The sequence below is a fragment of the Sporosarcina saromensis genome (assembly GCF_033253735.1).
Taxonomy (GTDB): Bacteria; Bacillota; Bacilli; order Bacillales_A; family Planococcaceae; genus Sporosarcina; species Sporosarcina saromensis.
This window is the reverse complement of the sequence record NZ_JAUBDI010000008.1, coordinates 20,501-33,679: the sequence shown is the minus strand read 5'-3', so window position 1 is coordinate 33,679 and position 13,179 is coordinate 20,501. Positions and strand designations below refer to the sequence as shown.

Below are 13,179 nucleotides of genomic sequence, written 5' to 3'. Positions count from 1 at the left end.
GTCTGATTGACTCGCTTTTACGTATGCATTCCTTACAATGGTACCCGGGCAAGTAAACTCCACGTCTTGCTGTTTATTAACTTTTCAATCGGCACCTCGATATCACCGCCTAAATAGGCTGTGTCACCTTTAATGGCAACGACCATCGCTTGTAAAACAGGGTCAGTATTGTTTTTCTGATAGACATCGCCAATTTTAGGCGTATACGTCTGACGTATATGCTGTTCTTGTCTCTTTGCCTGTTCGGCCGATTCATGGCTATCGGGTTGTGCCAAGTCAATGATCGTCGCCCCTTCTTCCAGCCTCGGAACCATGACCCAGTACTCACTATGTTTAATACCGTTGGATTTATTACTGATAACACCATTTGCTTCAATAGAAGAAACGATTTCAATTGCATGAAGATGGTGATGATCCAAGGAGTCTGGTTTGGGATTAATGATTAAAATATAATCTCCCACACTCGCCTTTGCTTCTTTATGCAACGTATACCGTTCATAATTAAATAGGAAACTATCCAAATGCTTTGGTTTGTACAATGTAATTTCTTTTGCAGTAACGATTTCCTGTTCCAAGTCTTCTAGGCGAATAAGGTGCACAGACTTTTTAAAGAACGGTTTGACGGAATACACCTTGTGCAACTTATTGTTGTAATAGACAAATTGTCCTTTTCGAACGTTTAATAAATTCACTAAAATCACACCTCTTGAGAATTTTTGTAGCTAAAGGCTTATTCTTTTTGCTGAATGATTTTGTAAAAAGAAACAACCATTAATATAACGATAAGGGAAAGCGGCAATGCGGAAATGATAAGCATATTCTGGAAGCCTTTAATCCCACCGGAGTACATGACAATCGCAGCCATTGCAGCTAGCGTGAGACCCCAAACGATTTTGACGACGTTGGACGGATTCAATTGACCACCTGTACTGAACATACCAAGAACAAACGTTGCCGAATCGGCTGATGTGATAAAAAAGATTGCAATCACGAATACAGTGATGAAAGACAAGACCGTACCGAGCGGATAATGTTCGTACATACCGAATGTCACTGTTTCTGTGATTAATGAGGACAGCTGGGCTATCCCATTTTGCTCCAAGTATAATGCCGATCCACCGAATACTGCAAAGAAGATGAAGGTTACAAGTGTTGGAGCAAGCAAAACACCTGCAACAAACTCTTTAATTGTACGCCCTTTAGACACACGCGCGATGAACATTCCAACAAATGGAGCCCAAGAGATCCACCAAGCCCAGTAGAAAATTGTCCAATCGTTAATCCATTGACGTTTGTCGCCATTTAACGGTTGGAGCTCAAAACTCATTTCAATAAAATTACTCGCATACTTCCCGATCGATGTCGTAAACAGATTTAATATGTACATCGACGGTCCGACGATGAATAACAAAATGAGTAGGATGAACGCGACAACAATATTGACTGTACTTAAGTATTTGATACCTCTGCCAATTCCAGACCATGCTGAGAGTATAAACAAAACCGTTGCTACTAAAAGAATGATGAGTTGGAACCAAAAGGTTTTCGGTGCATCAAATAAATACGTCAATCCGCTGTTTATTTGCGCTGAACCAAATCCAAGTGTAGAAGCTACTCCAACAACCGTTGCGAAAATGGCAAGTGTATCCACAATATGACCGACAGAGCCTCTCATTATTTTTTTGCCGAATAACGGTTCCAATGTAGCGCTAATTAATCCTGGCGCACCTACTCTGAATTTGAAGTACGCTAACACGAGCGCAACAATACTATATAGTCCCCAACCGTGAAGCCCCCAGTGAAACATGACATACTGAAGGGATTCAATAATTGCTTGGTCGGATCCCGGTGATGCATTTGGTGAACTGATAAATGCATGGGAGATCGTTTCCGCTGTCGTAAAAAACATAAGGCCAATCCCCATACCTGCACTGAAAAGCATTGCAAACCATGCAAGTAAACTAAAATCCGGTTCATCATTTTCTTTCCCTAACTTCACCTTACCAAATCGGGAGAACATCATGTAAAAACAGAAACTGATCATGGCGACAATAACAAAAATATAAAACCATCCAAAGTGATCATAAATAAATGCTGTTATTACCTTTGTTGAATCGTTTAATTGAGCGGGAGCAAGTGAACCCCATAAAACAATCGCTATACAAATAACGACTGCATACCAAAATACTCTAGTAATATGCAAAAAAACTTCTCCTTTCGACTTATTCTTCTTAAATGCAATGTCTTCATCTACTAATTAAAGCGCGACAAGTTATCTAGTTAGCGTTTAAGTATTCCCCATTAAAAACAAAACTAAACTTTTTTCACTCTATTTTTTCGTTTACATCGCTAAAACCCCATCATATCAATGTTTCTAAAAAACAATCTAATATTTCCAAAGAAAAACATATAGACAGTGAAAGCGCTTTATAGTAACGTATAAGGAAACTTAAAGGAATTTGTCCTTAAATCGCATTTCACATTGGAGAGGAGGTGCCTCATTGCTTGTCACGATCGGCGTTATTGGACCTGCTGAATCGGTTGAAAAGATCCTATACGTTGCAGAAGAGTTTCCACATGCAAAGTGCATTCCATTCATTTACGAAAAAGTGAGTGAATTACCTGGCCTCATTGAGCAAGGTCGTCCAATTGTCGATCAGTGGCTGTTTTCCGGGATGATGAACCATATGTACGCACTGCAACATGAACTGGTACCGGAAGAACAGTCGAATTATCCTTATTTACACGGTTCCAGCTTTTTCGTCAAACTACTAGAAATTCAAGAGAAAGAAGGAAGAATGATTCACTCTGTGAGTATTGATTACATTACGGATGAAGAAATGGAGAAAGTCGTCTCCTTTTATAATTTTGACCATCTCCGATTTAGTACAATCCCTTCTTCTTTTAACGGCGACAGTAAGCAGATCGCTAGTTTGCATGAGAAAATGTATAAAGAAGGGAAAACGGAAGTAGCCATTACAGCGTTAAAAGATGTATTCGATCGCCTTCAAGCCGTCAACATCCCTGTGTACCGGCTCACCCCTTCGTACATTGCGATCAAGTTAGCACTTGAGCTACTTATTGAAAAAGCACAGTCAAAACACTATGAAAACTTGCAAATGGCTGTTCTCGGTTGCCAAGTGTTGAACGCACATGAAAACATCGAACAATCCATTTTTGAATGGAAGCACCAAGATTTGCTCGTTAAAAAAGATTTGCTCACATTAACGCAAAAATTGAACGGATCGTTTGTTGAGAATGCTGATGGTCTTTATTCAATCTATACAACGAAAGGTGAAGTTGACGAAGACATTGAAGCTTCATTACTGAACATGATTGAAACATTCAAATTGAATCAGCAATTGGATGTCGGTTTTACGATTGGTTACGGACAAACCGTTCTTGAAGCTGAACAACATGTGCGACATGGGCTCAATCAATTGCAAGCCGTTGAAGAACCGTACATTTTAATTGTAAGAACAAAGAAAGACATTACGCAAAAAGTCCAAAGCGATTACGCCAATCAATTGAACACGACTGAAATGCGTGCCACGTTACAAGACCGGTTCCAGTTGACGGACAGCAACGCTCGTGATGTTTTGCGATTAGCTTTTCATTGCCAACGCTATAACAGACAAGCATTTACGGCGGACGATGTGGCGCAATGGTTTTCGCAAACGAAACGGAATGCGCGGCGTATCTTATTGGAATTACAACAAGCCGGGGTCATTACAATTCATGAACGAACGCAAACGACACAAAGAGGACGACCGAGCAATGTGTACCGTTTTTCGGACATGGAACTCCTCTTCAGGAAGGAGGAGTAAGTGATGGAACTACTCACTTGTTGGATTGAAGAGACGTTGTGTCGACTCAACCTCGTTGAAACGATGGACCAGCCTAAAGGGTTTTCACGTCTCGGTTATTCGAAAGAAGAACAAGCCTCTCAAGAACAATTTCGGTCCATCGCGAAAGAACTTGGCTTGCAAACGTTCCAGGATGCAGCTGGCAACCAATGGGCGGTATGGCAAGTTGACGAATCTGCAGATTTAATTGCTACAGGCTCGCATCTCGATACGGTTTACAACGGTGGCGGATACGATGGTGTAGCAGGAGTCGTCGCTAGTCTTGCCGCGGTCAAACTACTAAAAGATGCTTGTTTTAAACCGACAAAGAACATTGCCGTGATTGCCTTTGCCTGCGAAGAGTCTGCGCGTTTCAATGTATCAACGATTGGCAGTAAAGCGATTGCTGGCTTGTTAGACACGGACAAACTTGCTTTGTTCGAGGACTCGAGTGGCATCTCGTTAAAGAAAGCGTTTACAGATTGTGGATTAGATTGGGACGCCCTTCATGAAGCTCGACTAGAAGATCATCAGCTTGAGCAATTTATTGAATTGCATATTGAACAAGCGACGCAACTTGAAAAAACCGGGAAGGACATCGGGATCGTCCGCACCATCGCCCAACCGACGAGACTTCGGATTACTACCATTGGCAAAACAAATCATACAGGTTCTACGCCGATGGATGAACGGCAAGATGCGCTCGTTGCAATCGCACCGCTTATCAGCTTCATCGAACAGGAAACGCTTGCGATAAATCAACGAAATACTCCACTTGTCGCGACGGTAAGCACAATCCAAAATAGTCCAAATGCGATGAGCATGATTCCAGGAGAAGTCGTGTTAGGCGTTGATATTCGAAGTACAAGTGCTGCCGCAAAACACGAACTGGTCCAAAAGATTAATCATTTCGTTCGGACCATCGAAGCAAAACGAGCGGTGACGGTCTCGATCAAAATACTCGTTGATGATGACCCGATTGAGTTGGACCCAGCGATACATGCAACACTTACCCAACTATGTAACGACATCGGATTGTCATCGATGGAACTAAATAGTGGTGCAGGACATGACGTGATGAATCTAGCAAAACGCTGGCCGTGCGGGTTGCTTTTCATCCCTTGCCGTAACGGAGTGAGCCATCATCCGTCAGAGCATGCCGATAGTGACGATCTACTGAAAGGAACGAAAGTGCTTGCCGAATATTTAAAACGAGTAGCAAGCAATGAAGACCCATCATTAGACTGAAAACTAGGAGGAAATTTTACATGTATACATTCATCAAAGATTATATGGATAACAAAGCAGACTACTTCAATGAGGTATCCGCTTATATTTTCCAGCATCCAGAAACAAGGTTTGAAGAATTTGAATCTGCAAAGTTTCTAGCAGAGCAATGTGAGAAACAAGGTTTTACGGTCGAGCGTAAACTTGCCAATATCCCTACTGCGTTTAAAGCGACATACGGTTCAGGGAAACCGGTCATTGCTTTCTTAGGTGAGTATGACGCTTTGCCCGAATTGAGCCAAACGCCAGGAACAGCTAAAAAGGAGCTTGTTGAAGAAACCCCTCATTTCGGACATGGATGCGGACATAATTTACTCGGTACAGGCGCATTTGCTGCAGCTTGTGCAACGAAAGCCTATTTAGAAGCGAACAACTTGCCAGGTACGGTCGTCTTTTACGGCTGCCCAGGTGAAGAAGGTGGATCGGGAAAAACGTTCATGGTGCGAGACGGTGCGTTTGAAGGCGTTGACGCCGCATTGACATGGCATCCGTCACCGGGTAATTCCATTATGAGCCGACCGACGCTAGCAAACTACCAAGTCGCTTTCCGTTTCAAAGGGATATCTGCACACGCAGCAAACTCCCCTCACCTAGGCAGAAGTGCGTTGGATGCAGTCGAATTAATGAACGTCGGTGTCAATTACTTGCGTGAGCATATCATTCAAGATGCTCGTGTTCACTATGCCGTTACCGATACAGGCGGCCTATCCCCTGCTGTCGTGCAACCACAAGCGGAAGTGCTTTACTTAATTCGTGCACCTAAAAACAATCAAGTCGAAGGGATTTATAAACGGATTTGCAAGATTGCTGAAGGTGCAGCACTCATGACGGAAACGAACGTGGAAATTGAATTCATTAAAGCGTGCTCCAACTATGTGCCAAATCGAAGTTTGGAACAAATCCTTCACAAAAACTTGAAAGAAGTCGGAGCTGGTGAAGTGTCTGCCGAAGAAGAGGCGTACGCAAAACAGATTTGGGAGACATTCTCATCTGATGAGCAAGAATTTTACTTAGATGTTATGAGTGGATTCGGCTACATCGGAGACGGTAGTGAATTCAAAGGCAAGTATTTGAATGATCAAATTTCTGATTATGTCCCATCTGAGGAAATTTTCTATGGCTCGACAGACGTAGCGGATGTCAGCTGGGTGCTCCCTACTGCCCAACTTACGGCTGCAACAAGTACGCTTGGTACAGCACTTCATACATGGCAAATGACGGCGCAAGGGCTTTCAGATTTTGCGCATCGCGGGATGATCCGTGCAGCTTCAGCAATGGCTTTGACTGGTATTGATCTACTCACATCAAGTGAAAAACTTGCACAAGTGAGAGAAGAACATGCTCAATTTGAGCACCAAAACCCATATAATCCGCCGATTCCGAAAGATGTCAGTCCATCTACGCTTGGCGGAAAAAGAATCTACTAAAGAGGTGAAATGATGAAAGAGAAGAAAGGTTTTTTCCAAAAGTTTTTGGACATTGTTGAGAAGGTAGGGAATAAATTACCCGATCCATTCGCACTATTTGTCGGTTTAGCAGTATTAATGATTATTGTTTCTTGGATTTTCAGTTTGTTTAACGCTTCTGTTGTCCATCCAGGTAAAGGTGAAGTCCTACCGATTAAAAGCTTGATTTCTGCAGAAGGTTTGCAGTTCATCCTCACATCGATGCTCGATAACTTTACGGGCTTTGCGCCACTTGGCCTTGTCGTCGTCATGATGCTTGGTGTTGGATTAGCTGAAAAAGTTGGGATGTTAGACTATGCTGTACGTAAAACAATTTTGAAATCCCCCCCTTTCCTACTGACATACACAGTTGTATTCGTTGGGATCATGGGGAACTTGGCGTCAGATGCTGCAGTCGTATTAATTCCACCACTTGCAGCACTTGTCTTCTATAAAGTCGGCCGTCATCCTTTAGCGGGTCTAGCTGCAGGATTTGCAGGAGCAGGTGCAGGTTTCACGGCAAACTTGTTCATTGCTGGAACAGATGCATTGCTTGCGGGTATTACGACAGAAGCTGCACGCATCATGGATGAAACATTCATCGTGTCACCCGTAGATAACTGGTTTTTCAATATCGCGTCCGTTATCGTTTTAACAATTGTCGGGGGCTTGCTGACAACGAAATTCATTGAGCCTCGTCTTGGTGTCTACAAAGGAGATGCTGTTGTAGACGAAGAGACGGAAGAACATCCGAAGGCGAAGAAAGCGTTCATATCAGCAGTTCTTGCAGGTCTTTTATATGTCATTCTAATTGTCGTAACGATTTACTTACCGAACAGCCCATTAACAAATGAAAACGGCGAATTACTTCCGAAATCTCCGTTCTTAAGCGGTATCATTCCGATTATCTTGTTCTTCTTCATTATTATCGGGGTAACTTACGGTATGGTTATCGGCAAAATTAAGTCTAGTAAAGATATTAGCCACTACATGTCTGAATCCGTCAAAGACTTGTCTAGCTATATCGTACTCGTATTCGCAATCGCACAATTCACTGCGTATTTCAACTGGTCGAACTTAGGAACATGGGTAGCTGTCAACGGTGCGGAATTCCTAGAAAGCGTCAACTTTACAGGAATGCCACTTATCATCGGGTATATTATTTTCACATCACTTATGAACTTCCTCATTACATCTGGTTCAGCAAAATGGGCTATTGAAGCACCAATTTTCGTACCGATGTTTATGGAGCTTGGGTATCATCCGGCATTCACGCAAGTTGCTTATCGTATTGCGGATTCATCTACAAATATCGTTACGCCGTTGTTCCCTTACATGGTCATTATTTTGGCGTTCATGCAACGCTATGATAAGAAAGCTAGTATCGGAACGTATATGTCCTTAATGATTCCATATAGCCTTGTATTCTTAATCACATGGATCATTTTAATTCTTGTATTCTTCTATGCAGGCATTCCGTTCGGACCTGGTATTCCAGCACGTATGTAATAAAGAATACAAACAACAATTCGTCATTTCAGGAGGCATTAGTATGCAACTAGAAGAACAAATGATTGACTGGAGACGTGATTTTCACCGATTTCCCGAGCAAGGTTTTCTAGAAATCCGTACGGCATCCATCGTAGCAAGCATTTTAGAACCGTTAGGGTTTGACTTACAGCTCGGTAAAGAAGTGATGAAAGAAGACGAATGCATGGGGAAACCCGATGCAGCTAAAACAAAAGCACATGTCACTTGGGCAATTGAAAACGGTGCCGTCGAACGCTTCCTTCCTTATTTTGAGGAAGGGTTCACAGGCATCGTTGCAACGCTCGATACAAAGCGCCCTGGTCCGACCGTTACGTTCCGGGTAGACATGGATGCACTGCCGATTTTAGAGGCAGATACAGCGGATCATACGCCTGCTTCATTCGGTTTCCGGTCAACTGCTGACGGATCGATGCATGCATGCGGGCACGATGCACACACGTCAATAGGTCTTGGACTCGCTACGCTACTTGCAGAAAAGCAAGAAGAGCTGAACGGTGTCATTAAGCTCATTTTCCAACCAGCAGAAGAAGGAACGCGAGGCGCAAAAGCAATGGCTCGTGCCGGAGTTGTAGACGACACAGATTACTTCATCGCCTCTCATATCGGTACGGGTGTGCCGCAACACCATTTTGTCGCTGCAAACAATGGCTTTTTAGCGACAACGAAGCTCAACATTTCGTTTACAGGGAAAGCTGCACACGCGGGCGGAGAACCGGAAGCCGGAAAAAACGCCTTGCTTGCCGCTGCTAGTGCTGCATTGAATATGCACGCCATCTGCCGACATTCAGGCGGTGACTCGCGCATTAACGTAGGTGAATTGCATGCTGGATCGGGACGAAACATCATCCCGAACCATGCCACACTTGTCGCCGAAACACGTGGTGAAACGAGTGACGTGAACAACTACATGAAAGAACAAGTCGAAAACATCGTAAAAGGCGCTGCCCAAATGTACGGCATTGACTATTCGATCGAAACAGCTGGCGAAGCGGTGAGCTGCAAATGCTCGGATGACTTGGCAAAACGCTTAGCCGATATTGCGAAGCATCATGCATTCATCCAACATGTGGACGTCACAAGTGAAGCGAACGCAGGATCAGAAGATGCAACTTACTTTTTGGAAGCGGTCCAACAGCGCGGTGGTCAAGCGACCTATTGCATCTTTGGCACAGAGCTTGCTGCTGGTCATCATCACGAATGCTTCGACATTAATGAAGACGCCCTACTCCCCGCTGCTGAAATTTTATTTGCCGCTGCAAAGGAATTAAGCCGTACGGAGTGAGTTATTTAATTAAAAAGGATGTTCCAGAAAATTGATTTCAGGAACATCCTTTTTTATGTCCAAACACGGGTCTTAATGAGTAGTTTTTAAAAACTTATCGCTATACTCAACAATTGTTTGGCATATCAAATCTGTTACAAATGCAACTCTGTAACAGCATTAAGTCAGTTGCATTGTCGTAATACAAGTATTATCGCCTTCAAATGTAGAAATAGTAGATTCAACTGTTTTATCGCCTTGTGTAATTTTCACCGACAAATTTTTATCGCGCGGTAACCACAAGTCAATAAATCCATTTTCTAGTGATGTCATCGTTTCATCTACTACTACATTGCCCTCTTCATCTTTAATGAGCACGCCAAATTCCTCTCCAACTAATTCCCCTTGGCACCCAGTTAAGCTGTGGATTGCACAAGAATGAGTCGTTTCAACAAAGGGAGCAATCGAAACAAAGAATTCATCGTTCGGCAAGTCGAATGTCGTTTTTTGACCTTTGTCCGTGACAATGAGTTCATGTGAGGTAATAGACGCTGTTACATCGTCTGGGAAACTTCCTACGCTATATTCATGTACCTTTTCTTTAATATCTTCGACTTCACTTTTATTCCCCGAATCTTCCTTACTACAAGCAACCAAGAGAAGACTTACTAGTAAACCGATTACTAAAATCAATCTTTTTTTCATAATGCATTTCACTCCTGTTCGTTATATGTTTCAGAAGGTGATCAAGTTCACATTCAAGTGAACAGCTAGTGTCTCTATTCTAGCATAGGCAACTTTAGGATTTCACTGTCGGACGATGAACGCAGTAGACAATGACATTATGTAAAAACATCACTGACTCGATCATGAAAGTTTGGCAATGTATATTTTTCGTATTTTATTAACCGTTAAAACGGATAAGATGATAGAAAAAATAATTACAAGTAAACTCAAAAGACCAAGATATAGAGAATGCCCCACATGTAGTGGCGAATAGTTATAAAGCAAACTGAGGATGTAAAAATAAAGTATGGCAAATGCAATGATGAACAGGTAATAGATAGACTTTCTAGCAAAATCCAAGTGTGCGATCCCCTTTCCGCGCTTTGTGTTGATGAACAAACTACCACTACATTTCCCCTGTTTTTATCCAATATCTACTACGTAAATTTCCAAATAGGGCTACCATAAATAGTGCTATGAGCATTAAAATCCATAACGATAACATACCGATTTCAGCAATGTCGTTCTTATGAATAGCCACAAAAATTAGGCAGCCAATCAGCATAATGTAACAGAATACATTGGGCACAATCCAAATAACCCTTAATATTGTATTCTTCAAAACATCACCTTCAATGGTTATTTTTCTCTCTCCCATACGTCTGTTAACTCTCAACAAGTTATGATCATTTATCAATTTTACTTAATGTAGTCGTGTATCTACTAGTTAATACGATCACTTACGGCAGAAAGTTTCATATGAATTCTGAACTTTATCATCTTATTAATTTCCAGCAATCAACAAAAAAATAAAAGCATGTTTTGAAATAAAAATCAAAACATGCTTTTATTCAAGGGCGGCTGACCCTATTATTCGTTTCCAACGATATTTAGACACCAAGTGAAGTTTTCCCAAGCGGAATTCCAGCCTGTGAAAATTTCCGTGGAGTCATCCCACCGGACTTCAAACTTCTTCTGTCCATCTACATCGACTAAATACAATTCGAGTGTCTTGTCCACTTTTGACACCGCAATTTTCATGCCGTGTTGAAGTTCCTCCTCTGTGAACGTTACATCTGAGACTGAACGCACTTGCGCTTGTTCAAATACTTGCTTGTTCATAATTCGATAATTCATAGTAACCTCCAGCAATCCGATTATTCGTTACTTCCGTACATCTACTCCAAGTAGAACTACAGAAGTCTATTTTAAATGCATTCACCGGTGAAATCAAAAATGAAATGAATTGAGTTTATTCAAACAACTCTCAATCTGTGCAATATAAGACGTGTCGATTATCTCGAAAAACAATCCGTGGTATGATGAAATTCTGATGTGAAGGAGTGAAAACCAATGGACAATAAAGAAAAACAACTTTTTGCATATTATTACAAACAATTCGCTGAACGGTCATTTGACGAAAAAGACGTGCTAGCATTTCTGTTATTTGCCAAAAAACATGCGCAAGCCAATAAAGTACTAAACGAACTCGGACAATTCCTTGTCCAACGTGAACAGATGACAGGGTACGTTAAAAGCTATTTCGACCACTGCCAAGAAATCATTCAAAACCTCGGCAAAGGAAAAAAAGAGAAAATCGAGAATTTGTTCTCCTTTAAGGAAATCCGCAACCAGCTCAATGCCTTTTTCGTGGAACAAGGATTCGATAAACTTTCACCTGAAGTGATCAATGATATTATGTTGTGCATGATCGCTTTATTGCAAGACGTAAAACTTATCTCCCGTACGACAAATAAGAAAGTCGGCCACTTAAGCTTTGCCGCATCTAGCAAAGAGTTATTCCTGATGGGCAATATGCGGGTCTTACATAAAGGACGTTTCATCCCAATCACCTTCCCTGTGCTAACGGCTAGAAATAGCTATGAAAAGGTTACACCACGTGATCAGAATGACACGCCTTACCTCTTTGACGATGCACTCATTGAAGTGATGAATCATGAAGGTCAATTGGTCATTACGTTTCCTACGATAAATTAGTAAAAATACGGATACAACCAATGCAAAAGGCTATATAATAACGGCAATGTAAACAGGCATAGCACCGATGTCAAAAGGACACCAAACGAAGCAAACGACGCATCCGCCCCAAACTTCTGGGCATAGACCGAAGTCGTTGTAGCACTCGGCATCGCCGATGTCAGCACAGCAACAACTAGCAATGGAAAAGGCACATGGACATAAAGGATAAGCAGTAAACAAATTGGCAACACGAGTAAACGAAAAGCAGCCGCTATCCATAGATACCTGTTTGTGCTGTATTGGCGGAATGTTCGCCATCGGATATCCGCAAGCAGACTACCGATGAGTAGCATCGATAATGGTATCGTCATCTTGCCAATGCTTTCAACGGTTGCTACAAATGCTTCTGGCCAAGAAAGAGGCAAAACCATCATAACAATCCCGATTACGGTCGATACAATGCCTGGATTGACGATCAAACCTTTCCAGTTCACCTTGTGTGCACCCTTTGTGAATAAATAAATGCCGTACGACCAAATAAGTAGCAAATAACAACTATTGAAAATCGTTAAATACACGATTCCCTCTTCAGCCATAAGAATAAAAATGATTGCATAACCAATGAATCCTTGATTGCCAAAAATAATGAGGCTTTCAAAGACACTTTTTTGTTGTTCAGGCAAACGCGCTTTCTTCCGTAGAATGAACGCGACAATGACGGAACTGCCGAGGATGAAAATGGACATTGCCACTAACCATTCAAAAGAGATAAGCAGTTCTTTTGTAAGCTTCGTGTTCAATGAATAGATGATTAATGCCGGTAACGTAATGTTCAGGAGTAGTAGGGTAATCACTTGATTCGTCTGCGTATGGAAGACGTTTATTTTACGCGCGATAAACCCGACGCTTGCAATCAGATACAACGGGAGTAACACTTGCATGAACGTGGCAATCGATAGCATCTTTAGCCCTCCTTTTCATATTGTTGTAGCGTATGAATGAATTAGCAAAGAGGTACGTAGAAGGTATCAACATAACGAAAGACTCCGTTTTTAATATCCAAATGAAAGATGCATAGGGGCAA

The 13,179-nt window shown here is 42.0% G+C and carries 11 protein-coding genes; 6 read left to right on the top strand and 5 right to left on the bottom strand.

Features of this window, described 5'->3' with window-relative positions:
* Positions 1-32: 32 nt before the first annotated feature.
* Positions 33-692 carry a hypothetical protein gene (locus QT711_RS09830; RefSeq protein WP_317943856.1) on the bottom strand — a complete coding sequence of 220 codons (660 nt, stop codon included), beginning with the start codon at positions 690-692 and terminating at the stop codon, positions 33-35.
* 38 nt (positions 693-730) lie between these two features.
* Entirely contained in the window at positions 731-2,203 is a 1,473-nt protein-coding gene (locus QT711_RS09825) for a BCCT family transporter (RefSeq protein ID WP_317943855.1), read from the bottom strand.
* 298 nt (positions 2,204-2,501) lie between these two features.
* Between QT711_RS09825 and QT711_RS09820 the strand changes: the two genes are divergently transcribed.
* From QT711_RS09820 to QT711_RS09800, 5 genes are read left to right on the top strand one after another with little or no spacing between them, the layout of a single operon-like run.
* A complete protein-coding gene (locus tag QT711_RS09820; protein ID WP_317943853.1) occupies positions 2,502-3,827 on the top strand; it encodes a hypothetical protein in 1,326 nt (441 codons plus the stop codon).
* 3 nt (positions 3,828-3,830) lie between these two features.
* The gene (locus QT711_RS09815) at positions 3,831-5,093 is read left to right on the top strand and encodes a Zn-dependent hydrolase (protein WP_317943851.1); all 1,263 of its coding nucleotides are present in this window, start codon (positions 3,831-3,833) and stop codon (positions 5,091-5,093) included.
* Positions 5,094-5,113: 20 nt separating this feature from the next.
* Positions 5,114-6,559 carry a M20 family metallopeptidase gene (locus QT711_RS09810; protein WP_317943849.1) on the top strand — a complete coding sequence of 482 codons (1,446 nt, stop codon included), beginning with the start codon at positions 5,114-5,116 and terminating at the stop codon, positions 6,557-6,559.
* A 9-nt stretch (positions 6,560-6,568) separates the two neighbouring features.
* Positions 6,569-8,086, top strand: a complete 1,518-nt coding sequence (locus QT711_RS09805) for an AbgT family transporter (RefSeq protein WP_398295910.1) — start codon at positions 6,569-6,571, stop codon at positions 8,084-8,086.
* 43 nt (positions 8,087-8,129) lie between these two features.
* A complete protein-coding gene (locus tag QT711_RS09800; RefSeq protein WP_317943847.1) occupies positions 8,130-9,410 on the top strand; it encodes an amidohydrolase in 1,281 nt (426 codons plus the stop codon).
* Between the two features lie 159 nt (positions 9,411-9,569).
* Here the strand turns inward: QT711_RS09800 and QT711_RS09795 are convergent, their stop codons facing one another.
* Positions 9,570-10,094, bottom strand: a complete 525-nt coding sequence (locus QT711_RS09795) for a CueP family metal-binding protein (RefSeq protein WP_317943845.1) — start codon at positions 10,092-10,094, stop codon at positions 9,570-9,572.
* Positions 10,095-10,985: 891 nt separating this feature from the next.
* Positions 10,986-11,252: a hypothetical protein gene (locus tag QT711_RS09790; protein WP_317943842.1), complete on the bottom strand. Its 267-nt coding sequence runs from the start codon at positions 11,250-11,252 to the stop codon at positions 10,986-10,988.
* 216 nt (positions 11,253-11,468) lie between these two features.
* Here QT711_RS09790 and QT711_RS09785 point away from each other — a divergent pair, with 216 nt between their 5' ends.
* The gene (locus QT711_RS09785) at positions 11,469-12,113 is read left to right on the top strand and encodes a hypothetical protein (protein WP_317943841.1); all 645 of its coding nucleotides are present in this window, start codon (positions 11,469-11,471) and stop codon (positions 12,111-12,113) included.
* Here the strand turns inward: QT711_RS09785 and QT711_RS09780 are convergent.
* The gene (locus tag QT711_RS09780; RefSeq protein WP_317943839.1) at positions 12,110-13,057 is read right to left on the bottom strand and encodes an AEC family transporter; all 948 of its coding nucleotides are present in this window, start codon (positions 13,055-13,057) and stop codon (positions 12,110-12,112) included. The genes QT711_RS09785 and QT711_RS09780 overlap by 4 nt on opposite strands.
* Between the last annotated feature and the right edge of the window lie 122 nt (positions 13,058-13,179).

Coding starts and splice junctions, on each gene's coding strand:
- QT711_RS09790 (WP_317943842.1), bottom strand. CDS start 11,252: ATGAATTATCGAATTATGAACAAGCAAGTATTTGAACAAGCGCAAGTG.
- QT711_RS09810 (WP_317943849.1), top strand. CDS start 5,114: ATGTATACATTCATCAAAGATTATATGGATAACAAAGCAGACTACTTC.
- QT711_RS09815 (WP_317943851.1), top strand. CDS start 3,831: ATGGAACTACTCACTTGTTGGATTGAAGAGACGTTGTGTCGACTCAAC.
- QT711_RS09795 (WP_317943845.1), bottom strand. CDS start 10,094: ATGAAAAAAAGATTGATTTTAGTAATCGGTTTACTAGTAAGTCTTCTC.
- QT711_RS09800 (WP_317943847.1), top strand. CDS start 8,130: ATGCAACTAGAAGAACAAATGATTGACTGGAGACGTGATTTTCACCGA.
- QT711_RS09805 (WP_398295910.1), top strand. CDS start 6,569: ATGATGAAAGAGAAGAAAGGTTTTTTCCAAAAGTTTTTGGACATTGTT.
- QT711_RS09780 (WP_317943839.1), bottom strand. CDS start 13,057: ATGCTATCGATTGCCACGTTCATGCAAGTGTTACTCCCGTTGTATCTG.
- QT711_RS09785 (WP_317943841.1), top strand. CDS start 11,469: ATGGACAATAAAGAAAAACAACTTTTTGCATATTATTACAAACAATTC.